The sequence below is a fragment of the Lentimicrobiaceae bacterium genome, from assembly GCA_020636745.1.
Classification (GTDB): domain Bacteria; phylum Bacteroidota; class Bacteroidia; order Bacteroidales; family Lentimicrobiaceae; genus Lentimicrobium.
In genome coordinates this window covers 157,983-174,153 of the sequence record JACJXH010000007.1, presented here as the reverse complement: position 1 = coordinate 174,153, position 16,171 = coordinate 157,983, and the positions used below count along the sequence as shown (strand labels likewise).

Sequence of the window (16,171 nt, the reverse complement as noted above, 5' to 3'; positions counted from 1 at the left end):
ATGGCTTTTTTACAAAAGGAAAAGCTCTTTACCAAAAAGTGGTTTATAGCCTATTCACTGATTATTGCAGGCACGTTGATTGTATCAGTGGGCTATGTGTATTTTATTGTCCCTTATAAAATTGTTCCGGGTGGCATATATGGCATTTCCATTGTCCTTCACCATCTGCTTGGGCTACCGGTGGGCATGACAGCGCTCGCGTTTAACATACCACTTACCATTATCGGAACCCGCATTCTGGGTCCGCGTTTTGGCGCAAAAACAGTAACGGGTTTCATTTCAACTTCAGTTTTTGTTGATGTACTTTCCTATTTTTCAGAATTAAAACCATTGGTCGAAAATGATCCGCTTCTTTCGTCCATATTTGGCGGCGCGCTGGTTGGCGTAGGTGTAGGGCTCATTTTTAAATCTAAAGCCACTTCAGGCGGTTCAGATGTTATTGCCATGATACTTGCCAAATATACTCATCTGCCCCTCGGACAGTTAATGATGGGCGTTGATTCTGTTATCGTATTATTTGGTTTTATCGCTTTTGGCGATTGGCGCATACCTCTTTACTCATGGATTACCATTTTTGTGATGGGCAAAGTTATTGATGCTGTTTTATCAGGTGTTTCATATGAGAAAACAATATTAATTGTATCGGATAAACATGAAGCCATTCGCGATAAGATAATCAATGACCTCAATCGCGGCGGAACTTTTCTGAATGGGGAAGGCATGTATAACGGCACCAGTAAAAAAGTAATCTTTACTGTTGTAAATCGCCGCGAGTTAGCAATGCTTGAAGAGTTTATCAACAAAACTGATCCAAAGGCTTTTGTCACAGTAATGGATGCCAATGAAATACTTGGCCAAGGATTTAAATCGCTAAAAGACAAACTGGAGGACTAAACTTCATACAAACCCTTTCTGAAATTCATCCAATAGCCTGAAGCCAGCCATGTAATATCAGGCTGGTGATAATTGATCTCCACATCTGAAATGGATCTTATCTGCCATTGGGTTCACAGAGAAAACAAAATGACATTACCCTGAGATAAAAACAGGCAACAACTTGCTTCACATCGCAATGAAGTTGCCTTCTGATTTTTTCAACCCTGGAATTGCCCGCCCAAAAAAACTGGCAAAAGCAATGATTTTGTACCAAAGCCATCATCCTGTCATGGATCGCTCTCGCACATTTTATTGCAAAAAAATTGCACTACAAAAAAACAGACATGAAGGAATATTAAATCCTGTCATGTCTGCTTTCATCCGTTTGCAGATTCAGGCTACCTGAAGAGCTTTACAATATCATTCCCATTGGCAAAAATAAGAAGGGCAAATAAAAGCACCATTCCAACAATCTGAGCATACTCAAGGAATTTATCAGAAGGTTTACGGCCAGTTACCATTTCATACATCAGAAACATCACATGGCCACCATCAAGAGCCGGAATAGGCAATACATTTAAAATTGCCAGCATAATGGAGAGAAAAGCAGTAAGGCTCCAGAAAGCCTGCCAATCCCAAACCGATGGGAAAATATTGCCAATCGTAATAAAACCACCAACAGATTCGTAGGCTTTAACCTCAGGAGAGAATAAAAGCTTCAATTGTTTAAGGTAATTACCAACGCCCCTCCAGGTTTTGGCAAATCCGGCCGGGATAGCAGCCAACAAAGAATAATTTTTATCGCTGAAATTAAAATGTTTGGCTGGATTGGTAAACGCTCCGATAAGTCCGGTTTCAGGAACCATTACATTTAACTTGAGCGTATCGGCATTTCGCACAACCTTTAAACTGATTTCCTGTGATTTGTAAGCCGGAATCACGTTTCTGAATTCATCAAAAAAGGCTACCAGTGTATCGTTTATACCAATAATTCTGTCGCCGGCTTTTACTCCGGCAGCTTCAGCAGCTGAACCTTTTGAAAAGCCTTCAACAACAAATGGCATACGGGCATTAATAAAATCAGGCGACTGGTGTTTGAGCAGTTTGGCCAAAAAACCTTCGGGAATTTGAACCGTGTAAGGCGCACCATTGCGTTCGACCTGAATGGTTTTGGCATTATCCAGAATAATCCTTCCCGGAATTTTGAAAAAGTCTTCAACTTTCTCATTATCAACCGACAATATCTTATCGCCATTCCGCAACCCCATTTCCTGAGCGACTGAATCGGCGACTATACCATACTTTACTTCAGAAGTAGGCAAATACTGCTCGCCCCAGGCCCAAAGCATTCCCACATAAATGGCAATGGCAAGCAGGATATTTACCGAAACGCCCCCAAGCATAATAATCAGGCGCTGCCACGATGGCTTGCTACGAAATTCATATGGCTGGGGAGGCAAGGCCATTTGCTCCTTATCCATTGATTCATCAATCATTCCTGAAATCTTGACGTAGCCACCCAATGGAAGCCAGCCAAGACCATATTCAGTTTCTCCCTTGGTAAACTTAAACAATGAAAACCATGGATCGAAGAAAAGATAAAACTTTTCAACACGTGTTTTAAATATTTTAGCTGTAATAAAATGCCCGAATTCATGAAAAATAACCAGTATAGAGAGGCTAAGCAATAATTGGGCGGCTTTTACGAGAATTTCCATTTGAACGTCTGAAAGATTAATTAATTTGACTAAACAATATTTTTGGGTGAAGGTTTAAAAGCTAAGCTGGAGAATGTCCGGCCAGGCTGGAAGCCAAGGCCCTGGTTTCCTTATCTGTGGCAGCATAGGCTTCAATATCAGGCTTAGCAATAAACTGTACTTTAGCCATGCATGATGCAATGATGTCTGGAATTTCCAGGAAACCAATTTTATCCTTTAGAAAGCTGTTGACTGCAATTTCATTAGCCGCATTTAACACACAGGGCATATTGCCTCCTGTACGAAGCGCTTCATAAGCAAGACTCAGACACCGGAAATTTTCAGTATCCGGCTTTTCGAAAGTTAAATTCGGATAGTCAGCAAAATTAAAACGAGCGCCTGGTGTTTTTAAACGTGTTGGATAAGACAGTGCATACTGAATGGGGAGTTTCATATCGGCCAGGCCCATCTGAGCCTTTATGGAGCCATCTTCAAACTGAACCATACTATGAATGACTGACTGAGGGTGCACCACCACATCAATTTTATCAGCAGGCACCCCAAACAACCAACGGGCTTCAATTACCTCCAGCCCTTTATTCATCAGTGTAGCTGAATCGATGGTAACTTTGCAGCCCATATTCCAGTTTGGATGCTTTAATGCTTCGGCCCTGGTTGCAGTAGAAAGAAACTCATGTGTTTTCCCTCTGAAAGGGCCTCCAGAGGCAGTAAGATATATTTTTTCGATAGGATTCTGAAACTCGCCGGCCATACACTGGAAAATTGCGGAATGCTCAGAATCGACAGGGAACAGATTCACACCTTTTTGCTGCGCCAAACGGGTAACCAGTTCGCCTGCCACAACAAAAGTTTCCTTATTGGCAATGGCAATTTGCTTTCCGGCAGCAATGGCGCTGAGGGTAGGCTTAAGGCCGGCATAGCCAACCAATGCAACCAGCACCATGTCAATAGATTCCATTTCCAGAATCTGGCACAAAGCATCCTCACCTGCATACACTTTTATATCAAGAGGCTGCAAAGCAGAGGCAACTTTATCATAAAGATCAGGTACCCCAATTATAACGGCATTGGGTTTAAATTCCACAGCCTGTTCAATCAGCAGCCCTGCACTGTTGAATGCAGAAAGCACTTCAATCTGAAAATTTTCAGGCTGTTGTCTCACCACTTCAAGAGCCTGTGTACCAATTGAGCCGGTAGACCCAAGTATTGCCAAACGCTTTTTCAATTGAATATGCTTTAAATCAAAAAACCATGTAATTTTCAGGATCAACTGGCGAACCGTTGATCCACAGTTCAAAATGCAGATGCGGACCTGTTGAATATTCGCCTGATTCGCCCACTATTGCAATAGACTCACCTGCTTTCACAAACGCACCCTGTTTACGCAAGAGCACTGAATTGTGCTTATAAACAGACACGACATTGCCGGCATGCTGAATGGCAATTACATGACCGGTTTCAGCAGTCCATTCCGAGAAAATAACCGTTCCGTCATAAGTTGACTTTACGGCTTCATTTCGTGCAGCTGCAATATCAACTCCATAATGCTGCTGTGAAGCATTGAATTTATTGGTAACAGAACCTTTAAGCGGTGTAAAGAAATTAAGCTTGCTTAACGGCAGATTGCGGCGAACCGCATCCTTTTCACCAACTTTCAGATTATAAAGATTTTGTGCTTCGTATTCAGCCCTGAGTAATGAATCATCTTTAGACTTTTTATTATCGATGCCAGCGTACCGGGCACGCCCTACAGAATCCAACTTTGGTTGCTCAGCAGAGATATCAGAAGGCTCCTCACCAAGCAAAACCCTGCGCATATTGTTAATATACAAATCCTTTGCTCTTACGGCCTGTTCAATAGAGTCTGACTTCAGCTGCAATTCGTACAAATCTTTTTGAATATTGGTATCCTTGTACCCGGGAATATATTCGCGAAGCGGAGTAAAAGCTATGAGATAGGAAGTAAGAAAAACCAGGATGATGGCCAGCATACCTGTAACTACAAACACATTCAGACGCGACAACCTGAAGGAAAGTTTTTCCTCAAAAGTGTCTTCATTCAGAATGATGAGCCTGTATTTATCCCTGAGTTTGTGGTACCAGCGGACTTTTTTCTCAGCATCAGCATTCACGCCGGATTTTCTAGAAGCCATGTAAACGGTATAAAAATTCTAATCAGCTGCAAATATCGGAAAAAAAGTACTGCCATGAAGTTTAAGCCTTTAACTTTGCATAATCAATATCAGATTGCCCTTCATAAATAAAGACATCTGAAAGCCAACACCAGTAATTAATCTGCTTCCTTAACAACTCTGCTTCCATAATTTTAGCCTTTCATATTTGCAGAAACAGACATATATTTGCGTTTGGCACAGTCCGATTCGAAAAAATAAAATATTTTTGCAAATTATCAGTTAATTAATGGAACTGTAAACCGGTATATCCTTGACTGCAAATTTAATTAAACCCCGTACAATATTTCTTTGGGCATTCGCAAGCCTTTTGTTGGTAACAGCCTGTTCAACCAAGAAGAATACATTTACCAGAAGAGCTTATCATAACCTTACAGCGCATTATAATGCATACTGGAACGGAAATGAAAGCCTTAAAGATGGTATATCTGAACTCAGAAAAAGTGCCCGCGATAATTACACATCGGTTTTGCCGGTTTATAATTTCGGCACACAAAGCAATGCCCAGGCCATCAATCCAAATATGGACAGAGCTATTGAAAAAGCCTCAAAGGTCATTCAGCGTCATTCCATGGTTTTCGACAAGAAGGAACATGTGAGATGGGTGATATACAGCTATATGCTGATAGGGAAAGCCAATTTTTACAAACAGGATTACAATGCAGCCCGCAGAGCCTTTGAATATGTTAGCCGTCAATATAGCGACGAGCCCGTTAAATACGAAGCCATGCTCTGGATGGGACGCACCTATAAACAGTTGAAGCAATACGACAAGGCCATCACTACTTATGATCTGATCTCTTCTGAATCTGTCGGGCAATTACTTCCCTGGATTGTTCGCAAAGATTTACCCCTTGCTTATGCTGATATGTTTATTGCACAGGGAAAATATGGACAAGCCCGCGAATTTCTTGAAAAAGCCATACCTCTTAACTCAAACGGAAAACTCCGCACACGCATTAACTTTATCCTGGGCCAGATTTATCAAAAGGAAGGTAAGGACAACCGTTCAGGCGAATATTATACAAAGGTGATTAAAGGTTCGGCTTCTTTTGAAATGGCTTTTAATGCCCGCATCAACCTGGCAAGAGTTTACAATGCCAACAGCGGCGATAAAAGGCTCATTGTTAAGGAACTCGAAAAAATGCTGCGAGACGCCAAAAACAAGGATTTTAACGATCAGATTTATTTTGCCCTGGCCGAAATCGCATTGAAAGACAAAAACGACACTCTCGAAGTTCAATACCTTCGCAAGTCAGTTGCCAGCAGTGTTTCAAATGACTACCAAAAGTCAACCTCTTCGCTCAGGCTGGCCGATAAATATTTTAAAAGGCCTGATTACAGGCTGGCGCAGGCCTATTACGACAGTGCCATGATGTTTCTGCCTAAAGACTTTCCGGACTACGAAAAAATTGCAGAAAAAACCGACATCCTCACCCGACTGGTGATCAACCTGCAAACAATCCATGTGCAGGATAGTTTGCAAAACCTTGCCGGAATGCCTGAAGCAGAAAGAAATAAAATAATTGACAAGGCAATTGCCGAATACATCAAAAAAGAAGAAGAAGCTAAAAGAAAAGAAGAAGAGGAAAAGCTCGCAATGATGTCAGGCGTAGGACTTCAGGGCCGGCAAATTGTTGATCCGACCAAAGGTACTACATCAGTTGGCGGAGGTGGTTGGTATTTTTACAACCCATCAGCTATCAGCATGGGCTTCAGCGAGTTTACGCGCAAATGGGGCAGAAGAAGGCTGGAAGACAACTGGCGTCTGAGCAACAAGCGAGAGGTGAATATCGAACCAATTGCTGATGAATCGGGAGAATCTCCGGCTGATTCAACGCAAACAGCATCCGAAGGAGGCAAAGGCAGCTCAGACATGAAAAACCGCGCTACCTACCTGAAAGACTTACCTACAACTCCTGAAAAATTAACGGCCAGTAATGGTTTAATTGCTGACGGGCTGTTTAATTCAGGCATTATTTTCCTGGAAGAGCTGTTTGACAAACCTAAAGCAATCGAGTCGTTTCACCAGTTGATTACCAGGTTTCCTGAAGACAAAAACGCTCTTCAGGCCAATTATCATTTATACCGTGCCTTTCGTGATATGGGCGACTCAACAAGAATGTCATATCACAAAGATCTGATTATTCAGAACTTTCCGGAGAGCGATTATGCAAAAATACTGATTGACCCGAATTATAATGTTGAGCTGGAAGCCATCCGCAACAGGGTAAAATCATTATATGAAGAAACATATGTTGCCTTTGAAAGAAAGCAATTCAGAACAGCCATCATATACAGCAACGAAGCACTCTCAAAATACACCGATGTAAATCTGATGCCTAAATTCGCTTTCATCAGAGCTCTTTCGCGCGGGAAAACCGAAAATGCTGATACCATGAAAGCGGAACTTACAAGGTTAATAGCGCTTTACCCTGCAAGCGATGTAGTTGACATGGCACGCAGATTACTTGGGCCTGTTAGCCCCGATGGCAGCATAACAGCATTGAAAGAAGGAGAAAGCAACTCCTCAAATGGTCAGGCCGAAGCAAAGCCCCTTGATTACTCTATGTATAAAGTAAACACAACTGCCACCCATTTTTATGCCCTGGTGGTGGATGGGTCTGCTGTTAATGTTTATGGAACCAAAGTCAGAATTACTGATTTTAATACAAAAAATTACAGCGTTGACAACCTACAGGTCAACAGTGTATTACTTGACAACAACCGGCAAATGATAACCATCAGCAGCTTCGGCGATCTGGACAAAGCGAAGCGCTATTTTAATGGAATAAAGGAAGACAAATATGTATTTTCAGGCATAAAAGAAGGTACATTTGTACAGTTCCTTATTTCTGCTGAAAACTATCCGGTTTTCTTTAAAGAAAAAAACACGGATGCATACCTGCAGTTTTTCAATAAAAACTATTTGAAAGATTAACTTTCTTTCGTTTTAAAACACAAGTACCAACATGGCCAAGAACACAATACCCGAGCCTCCATCATCAGCCAACCTGATTCAATCAGGAACATTTATTACCGGCGACATACAATCAAATGGAAATATAAGAATCGATGGTTCATTAAATGGCAATGTTGAAGCCGGAGGAAAAGTAATTTTAGGCTCTACCGGCTCCATAGAAGGTGAAATTAAATGTATCAATGCTGATATCGAAGGCCGGGCCTCCGGAACGATTATCGTAAAAGAACTTCTTTCACTTAAAGCCACCGCCGTTGTGTCAGGTGAAATATACACCAGCAAACTGGCCATAGAACCGGGCGCAAAATTTAATGGTTCATGCAGCATGGACAATCAGAACCAACAGGAAGCGCCGATAATGTATGCCGAAAAACCACAGGAAGCATAAACCAGGGCGCAACCCTATGGCCAATTACGCCAGGTATTCAGCCCTGGCTGTACAAATGGGTGTGCTGATTGCCGTGGGTGCGTTTGGCGGTTATCTTACCGATGAATGGTTAAATCTGGGTATACCCATTTTTACAATCCTTTTCTCTCTTATTGCTGTTGCCGGATCAATCTGGTTGCTTATTAAAGAAATAACTGACATCAATAAATAAATCAATGAATCAGAAATTAAGATTGTTTTCAAAGCAGCTGCTGATTATGGCAACCATTACCGGTATGGCAATTATAGCAGCCATGCTGGTAATTCCACCTTCATTTATTAGCCCTGCCCTACCCTATCTTCTCGTATTCTTCACTGCCGCAACTTTGATTTCATTTTATTTTTTGCAAAAAAAAATTGAAAGCACTCCCTCCGGTTTTGTTACAGCATTCATGGCAAATTCCATAATCCGACTGCTGGGCTACCTCATCGTTATTGTTGTTTATGCTTTCACCAATAAACCTGATGCGGTTAACTTTATTATCAGTTTTTTTATTCTTTACGTCATTTTCACTGCATTTGAGGTCACCTTTTTCCTTAGAAAGTAAAATTGAAATTCAATATAATTTCACTGATTTGGCCGGAATCAATGCCATTCAACCCGGCACCCCGATGATATTCTGGCCCTAAACTCAGGCCTCGGCAAACAGGCCGATATCATCTTCAGGCATTTTACCTTCAAACTGTTTCACTTGTTTAGTACTTTTGTGTGAGCAGTCATTCACAGCATTATTCTTTATACAAAAATCAATAAAACCTCCTATTTATGTCAAATCCCCCAAAAAAGCTATTCCTTTTAGATGCCATGGCACTGATTTACAGAGCCTATTATGCTCTCAATAAAAATCCGCGCATCAACTCAAAAGGACTCAACACCTCTGCTGTTCTGGGATTTGCCAATTCGCTTTATGATGTCATAAAAAACGAGAAACCCACGCATATTGGCGTGGCCTTCGACACACAGGCTCCTACAGTAAGGCACGAGGGATTTGCCGAATACAAAGCAAACCGCGAAGCCATGCCTGAAGATATTGCCTCTGCCATACCATATATTAAAAGGCTGATTAAAGCCTTTAACATTCCTATACTGGCAGTTGATGGCTTTGAAGCCGATGACGTCATCGGCACATTGGCCACTGAAGCAGGTAAAACAGGGTTTCAAGTATTTATGATGACACCCGATAAGGACTTCGGGCAACTTGTAAATGAAAATGTATGGCAATATAAGCCTGGCAAACCCGGTGAAAAACCAGTCGTTATGGGCATCAGGGAAGTTTGCGAAAAATTTGGTGTAAAACGGACCGAACAGGTCATTGATATGTTAGGTCTCTGGGGCGATGCTTCTGACAATATCCCCGGCATTCCCGGGGTTGGAGAGGTAACCGCCCGCAAGTTACTTGAAGAGTATGATACAATAGAAAACCTGATTGCCCATGCCGATAAAATTGAAAAGGCATCAATGCGCGAAAAAGTAAAAACTTACGCAGAACAGGCACTCATGTCCAAGCAACTGGCCACTATCATCCTTGATGTGCCCATTAGCTTTAACCCTGATGCATTATTACTCACAAGCCCTGATGTTGCTGAACTTAAGCAACTGCTCGAAGAGTTGGAGTTTCGCACATTTGCAAAAAGAGTCTTTACAGATATTTCATTGGCAGAAGCCGGAGCTGACTTTACCGGAGCTGCTTCATCATCCTCAACACCTGATTTATTCAGTGCAATGGGAGAAATACTGCCTGTTGAATCAGATGTGAGAACCATTGAGAACACGCCTCATACATACCACCTGGTTGACACCATTGAAAAAAGGGCAGCACTTATCAGCCGGCTTAAAACCGCCGGAGCATTCTGCTTCGACACAGAAACCACAGGATTGGATGTTAACAATGTAGAGCTGGTCGGAATGTCTTTCTGTATTGAGCCTTTCGAGGCATGGTATGTGCCTGTTCCAGATAATTATGCTCAGGCTCTTGAGATTGTAAAAGAATTTTCACCTTTACTTGAAGACCAGTCCATCGAAAAAACAGGGCAAAATCTCAAGTTTGACATTGCAGTGCTGAGCTGGTACGATACCCGCGTGAATGGCCCCATGTTTGACACTATGCTTGCCCATTATCTGGTCGAACCTGATTTGCGGCATAATATGGATTACCTTTCGCTTACCTACCTTAATTACCAACCGGTTTCTATTGAAAGTCTGATTGGGAAGAAAGGGAAGAACCAAAAAAATATGCGTCAGGTAGAATTGGAAAGCATCAAAGAATATGCTGCAGAAGATGCAGATATCACGCTCCAGCTCCGCCAAAAACTGGAGCCAATGCTCGAACAAACAGCTACACGACAGCTTTTTGATGAAATTGAAGTTCCGCTGGTAAAAGTGCTGGCATCAATGGAAGCCGAAGGAATAAAAATTGATACACAAAACCTGAACACATACTCTGCCGGTCTTGAAACTGAAATCAGACAGGTTGAAAATGAAATTTACCAACATGCCGGAGAACGTTTTAACATTGCTTCACCCAAACAATTAGGTGAGGTATTGTTTGACCGCATGCGTTTATCAGAAAACCCCAAACAGACCAAAACCAAGCAGCATTCAACCGGCGAGGAAATTCTTCAGAAACTTATTCATAAACATCCAATTGTTCAGTTAATCCTTGATTATCGTTCGCTCACAAAACTTAAGTCAACTTATGTTGATACTTTACCCTTGTTGGTGAATCCGCGCACGGGAAGAGTACATTCATCATTTAATCAGGCAGTGGCCGCCACAGGCCGTCTCAGTTCCAACAATCCTAATCTGCAAAATATACCTATCCGTACTGAACGGGGCAGAGAAATCAGAAAGGCATTTATTCCCAGAAATGAAGAATTTACCTTGCTATCGGCTGATTACTCGCAAATTGAATTGAGAATCATCGCTCATATGAGCAAAGACGAAGCAATGCAGGAAGCTTTCAGGCAAGGACTTGACATTCACACTGCTACGGCAGCCCGCATATACAATACAAGTATCGAAGAAGTAAGCAGAGACATGCGCCGAAACGCCAAAACGGTTAACTTTGGAATTATATACGGCATTTCTGCATTCGGGCTTTCAGAGCAACTGGCCATTCCTCGCCGCGAAGCAGCTGATATCATCAGCCAATACTTTGACCGGTTTCCCGGAATAAGACAATACATGGACGATACCATCGCTTTTGCAAAAGCAAACGGCTATGTTGAAACATTGAAAAAACGCCGTCGCTATTTGCGCGACATCAACTCGAACAATGCCATTGTCAGGGGATTTGCCGAGCGAAATGCCATCAACGCGCCTATTCAGGGCTCATCAGCCGATATGATTAAAATTGCCATGATTAACATTCACAACGAGTTTACACAAAAAAACCTGAAGTCAAAAATGATACTTCAGGTTCATGATGAACTGGTGTTTGATATTTACAAGCCGGAACTTGAAATGGTAAAGCCTATCATCGAAAAGCTGATGAAATCAGCCCTTGAGCTCGATGTGCCGGTTGAAGTTGAAATGAGCACCGGGAATAACTGGCTGGAAGCTCACTGAGACCAACAACTGACCTGACAAATCATTCACCGGAAATTCCGGACTGCCATCATTCCATGATGCATTTACCGTATTTCAATACAATAACAAGCAATGCATCAAATTTTAATTTTACGAGTGTCCGCCAACCACAATTTTAATAATTCTGAGATTGAGCACAAAAAATCTGATGGCTTGCCAGGGCATAAACCGTCTCCAGAAAAGAGTACTCCTGGTTGGAAACGGGGGATAAGATTCGTCTGAATATGCTTTTATAGTTTTGTTTTTCATTGTACAGTTTTTTATTGAATTCAACGGAAAAATGAATTTAATGCAAATGGAATAAGCCAGATGTGCACCATTTTTCAAGCTGCCGTAAGAGGCCATGGTGCATTACTCAGCTAATTGCTATTCAGGCAGCAGCCACCAAAATGGATAGCCTTTGGCTTTATGCAAAAACATATAATGCATAAACCATTTCATCCAGTGGCCGGCCAAACCGGCTTCGCCCATGGTATATTTAATATCACGGCCATATTCAGGATATTTCTCCCAATCAGGCACAATCGGATGCACAGTCATGGTAGCTGCAGCACCCCGGCGCATGCCATAACCGGCAGAAACAATACAGGCTGCACCCATTTTGCCCATACTTGCCCTGTGTTTAAACTCCTGTTTTCCGGTTTTAATTTCATTGATAATATTTTCAGCCACAATTTTACCCATTACTCCTGAAGGCATACCGGTTCGCGGAGGTGAAGGGAAAATGGCAGTTCCGTTTTTACTGGTCATTGGCTTTGAAATGGCATGAGGCGGAGCAAAAGCAATGCCTGGTGCATAAATATTATGATATGCCGGGCTTTGATAAGTTTCAGGCCAATCAGCAGCGCTCCAGTCATCGAACGGTTTGGGGGTGTAATCTGCATCTACTTTCATAAGGCCATTAGGAGCAAAAAGCACCGATGAAATATCGGCCCCGGTTTTGTCAAAAGCTTTGATACCTACCCCTGCAAAGGCTGGAATCAGCATCGAAAAATCAAAATCGATCTTATTTTCCTCTCCATCCAGGGTTTCATAATGAATAACACCTGCTTCCACCTTTTTCACACCAGCTCGTTTAACCCACTTAATGCCGTTTTCGCCAAGAAACGACTCAGCAAATACACGGGTAGAAGTGATATATCCTCCTCTTTTTATATAGGCACCTCCCATACCAAAATCGCCAAGTTCATATTCATTGGTTAACCATGTTATTTCGGCAAGATGGTCAAGCTTTCGTTTTCTGATTTCAAAAGCTACATTCAGAATATACTCAAATGCTGCGCCCTGACAGGTAGCCATAGGATGACCGGTACCTATTACAAAACGTTGTTTTTCACCATTTTCCATTTTTGCAAATGACTCCTGCAGTTTTTCCCATGCATGAGCTGCATGATCGTAAGAGCAAACAGAAACAGAATTCTTACCGGGGCCCAGACCTTCGGTTGCATCAAAATTAAGTTTAGGGCCTGTCGCATTTACCAAAAAATCGTAATCTACCTTATCGGTCTGCGATTTCTTTTCCTGAGTTGTATATTCAATAGTGACAAAAGGCCTGGCCGATTCGGCATCTCCTTCCGGATGAATACTCAAAGCCCTGGCCTGCCTGAAATCAATGCCCCATCGTTTGTATAAAGGCTCCAGTTTAAACCTGACCTGATCAACGGTCATTCTGCCAACCCCAACCCAAATGTTTGAAGGTATCCATTGATAATAAGAGTTGGGTGTAACAACAACCACTTCGTGCTGCTTCCCCAGTTTTTTGCGTAAAAATGCGGCTGCGGTATGACCTGCAATACCAGCGCCCAATACAACTACTTTTGCCATTTTGTAGAACCAGAATTAAATTTTACATTAAATACCAAACATCTCTATTGCAAATTTATATGTACGAAAGTTAAGGATAAAATTTTACGGATTGAGTCCGGACAGAAAAAAAATTGACATTCATCCAACAGCAAGCCTGAAAACGCCCGCACTCAACTCAAAATAAGGCTCACTCAATAGTGAAAAGCAAACAATTAGCCGTCTTTTGATTAAGTTTGCGCCAGTTAAAATAATTTCCGATGAAACACCTTCTTTTTTCTTTGCTTGTAATATCCAGCTATATAGTTCAGGCGCAGCAAGCCATTGATTATGTAAACCCGTTTACTGGCACTGATCACATGGGGCATACTTTCCCCGGAGCAACAGTCCCTTTCGGGATGGTTCAACTCAGCCCCGATACCGATACCATTTCTTACTCAACAGGCCAGGGATACAACAAAGAAGTTTACGCTTATTGTGCTGGCTATCAGTATAATGATAAAACAATCTGCGGATTCAGCCACACTCATTTTTCGGGAACCGGCCATAGCGATCTCGGTGATTTTCTTTTGATGCCAACCACTGGCAAATTGAAGCTTAACCCGGGAACAAAAGACAACCCTGACAGCGGATACAGAAGCCGGTTTTCGCATGAAAAGGAAAAAGCCTCACCGGGATACTATTCAGTAATACTGGACGATTATAACATTCAGGCTGAACTTACCGCTACTGCCAGAGCAGGATTTCACCAATATACTTATGAAAAATCAGGTGAAACAAATCTTATACTGGACTTGACAGCCGGTATATACAATTACCCGGGTAAAAACATCTGGCAATTCATACGTGTTGAAAATGACACATTGATAACCGGTTACCGGCAAACCCGCGGCTGGGCAAGAACACGGACCATTTATTTTGCCATGGTTTTATCGAAACCCATCAGCAACTATGGCTACGAAAATGAAGAGCCTCTTTTATACCGGGGTTTTTATCGTAAGTTCAATGAAAAGGAAAACTTTCCCGAAATGGCAGGTAAAAACATCAAAGCCTGGTTTCGGTTTTCAATGCAGGCCGGTGAACAGCTCAAAGTTAAGTTTGCCATTTCAGGAGTAAGTACCGAAGGGGCTTTGCACAATCTGCAGGCTGAAATTCCGGGTTTCGACTTTGACGAAATAAGACTGGCGGCTGCCGGATTATGGAATAAAGAGCTGGCTAAAATACAGGTATCGGGAACAGAAGCCCTCAAACAAAATTTCTACACCAGTCTTTACCATGCGTTTTTATCGCCAACAATATACATGGATGCAGATGGGAAATACCGCGGGCTGGATCAAAACATACATCAAAGCAAGGATTTTACAAACTACTCAACTTTTTCACTTTGGGATACATACAGGGCATTACACCCCCTATTCACAATAATTGAGCAAGAGCGAACATCAGATATGATAAATTCCATGCTGGCACACCGCAGGCAAAGTGTCCATGGAATCCTTCCGGTTTGGTCACATCAGGCTAATGAAAACTGGTGTATGACCGGCTACCATGCCGTTTCTGTAATTGCCGATGCATATGTAAAAGGAATTAGCGGTTTTGATGCAGCTGAAGCGCTCGAAGCAATGGATGCAAGTGCAACCTATGCTCTGTATGATGGGTTAGGCGACTATATCGGATATGGTTATGCTCCGGCTGACCTGACATCCAATGCGGCATCGAAAACTCTTGAATACGCTTACGACGACTGGTGCATTGCTCAAATGGCCCAAAAATCAGGACACAGAGGACTTGCCGGCATTTATAACCGCCGGGCCCGCTCTTTTGAGCAAATTTATGACAGCACAAGTGGCTTTATGCGGCCAAAACTTTCAGATGGGTCATGGCAGAAAGATTTTGACCCGCTAAAAACCGAAGGTCAAGGATTTATTGAAGGCAATGCCTGGAATTATTCGCTTTATGTACCTCATGACCCGGCAAAGCTGATTGAATGGGCCGGAGGGAACACACAAATGGCTGCCCATCTTGACTCACTGTTTACCATGCAGCTTGACGAGAAGCATATTGAAGAGTCAGAGGATATTGACAAACGCGGTATTATTGGAAATTATGTACATGGCAATGAACCCAGTCATCACATTCCTTACTTATACAACTATGCCGGCGAGCCATGGAAAACCCAGCAGCGGGTTCACCAGATAATGGACAATCTCTATGCTCCTGAGCCAGGAGGGCTTCCCGGAAACGATGACTGCGGCCAGATGTCGGCCTGGTATATTTTCAGTGCTTTGGGATTTTATCCTGTATGCCCCGGAAGTAATGAGTATGCATTGGGCAGCCCTTCGGTGAACGAAGCGATCCTGCACCTTGAAAATGGCCGGAAATTCACCATTCGCACCAAAAATCTGACCAAAGAAAACATTTACATAAAGCGTATTTTCTTAAACGGGAAACCATACACCAGACTCTACATCACGCATGAGGACTTAATGGCCGGAGGCGATTTGTTATTTGAGATGAGCAAAATCCCAAATAAGAGAAGAATTGCGCAGGAAAATCTGTCGGGAAAATTCTGAAAACCAATATAGA

12 protein-coding genes are annotated in these 16,171 nt (G+C 42.4%); 7 read left to right on the top strand and 5 right to left on the bottom strand.

The features are described from left to right. The gene (locus tag H6541_11645; GenBank protein MCB9016442.1) at nt 1–894 is read left to right on the top strand and encodes a YitT family protein; all 894 of its coding nucleotides are present in this window, start codon (nt 1–3) and stop codon (nt 892–894) included. 380 nt (nt 895–1,274) lie between these two features. Here H6541_11645 and rseP read toward each other — a convergent pair whose 3' ends face one another. The 3 genes from rseP to H6541_11630 form a co-directional block, all read right to left on the bottom strand. Then, nucleotides 1,275–2,594, bottom strand: coding sequence for an RIP metalloprotease RseP (gene rseP, locus H6541_11640; GenBank protein MCB9016441.1), 1,320 nt, complete (start codon nt 2,592–2,594; stop codon nt 1,275–1,277). A 61-nt stretch (nt 2,595–2,655) separates the two neighbouring features. Next, nucleotides 2,656–3,825, bottom strand: coding sequence for a 1-deoxy-D-xylulose-5-phosphate reductoisomerase (locus H6541_11635; protein MCB9016440.1), 1,170 nt, complete (start codon nt 3,823–3,825; stop codon nt 2,656–2,658). Nucleotides 3,826–3,835: 10 nt separating this feature from the next. Then, on the bottom strand, nt 3,836–4,747 hold the full coding sequence (locus H6541_11630; protein MCB9016439.1) for a M23 family metallopeptidase: 912 nt from the start codon (nt 4,745–4,747) through the stop codon (nt 3,836–3,838). A 292-nt stretch (nt 4,748–5,039) separates the two neighbouring features. Between H6541_11630 and H6541_11625 the strand changes: the two genes are divergently transcribed. From H6541_11625 to polA, 5 genes are all read left to right on the top strand, one after another. Further along, nucleotides 5,040–7,727: a tetratricopeptide repeat protein gene (locus H6541_11625; GenBank protein ID MCB9016438.1), complete on the top strand. Its 2,688-nt coding sequence runs from the start codon at nt 5,040–5,042 to the stop codon at nt 7,725–7,727. Nucleotides 7,728–7,758: 31 nt separating this feature from the next. Beyond that, nucleotides 7,759–8,154 (top strand): polymer-forming cytoskeletal protein, encoded by a 396-nt coding sequence (locus tag H6541_11620; protein ID MCB9016437.1) that lies wholly within the window; start codon nt 7,759–7,761, stop codon nt 8,152–8,154. A 16-nt stretch (nt 8,155–8,170) separates the two neighbouring features. After that, nucleotides 8,171–8,365, top strand: a complete 195-nt coding sequence (locus H6541_11615; GenBank protein MCB9016436.1) for an AtpZ/AtpI family protein — start codon at nt 8,171–8,173, stop codon at nt 8,363–8,365. Between the two features lie 4 nt (nt 8,366–8,369). Next, on the top strand, nt 8,370–8,741 hold the full coding sequence (locus tag H6541_11610; protein MCB9016435.1) for a hypothetical protein: 372 nt from the start codon (nt 8,370–8,372) through the stop codon (nt 8,739–8,741). 218 nt (nt 8,742–8,959) lie between these two features. Then, nucleotides 8,960–11,761, top strand: a complete 2,802-nt coding sequence (gene polA / locus H6541_11605) for a DNA polymerase I (protein ID MCB9016434.1) — start codon at nt 8,960–8,962, stop codon at nt 11,759–11,761. A 111-nt stretch (nt 11,762–11,872) separates the two neighbouring features. Here the strand turns inward: polA and H6541_11600 are convergent, their stop codons facing one another. Together H6541_11600 and H6541_11595 are read right to left on the bottom strand one after the other, a co-directional pair. Beyond that, nucleotides 11,873–12,031, bottom strand: a complete 159-nt coding sequence (locus H6541_11600; GenBank protein ID MCB9016433.1) for a hypothetical protein — start codon at nt 12,029–12,031, stop codon at nt 11,873–11,875. Nucleotides 12,032–12,148: 117 nt separating this feature from the next. Next, nucleotides 12,149–13,606: an FAD-dependent oxidoreductase gene (locus H6541_11595; protein MCB9016432.1), complete on the bottom strand. Its 1,458-nt coding sequence runs from the start codon at nt 13,604–13,606 to the stop codon at nt 12,149–12,151. Between the two features lie 239 nt (nt 13,607–13,845). Between H6541_11595 and H6541_11590 the strand changes: the two genes are divergently transcribed. Further along, nucleotides 13,846–16,158, top strand: coding sequence for a glycoside hydrolase family 92 protein (locus H6541_11590; GenBank protein MCB9016431.1), 2,313 nt, complete (start codon nt 13,846–13,848; stop codon nt 16,156–16,158). The last annotated feature ends 13 nt before the right edge of the window (nt 16,159–16,171 follow it).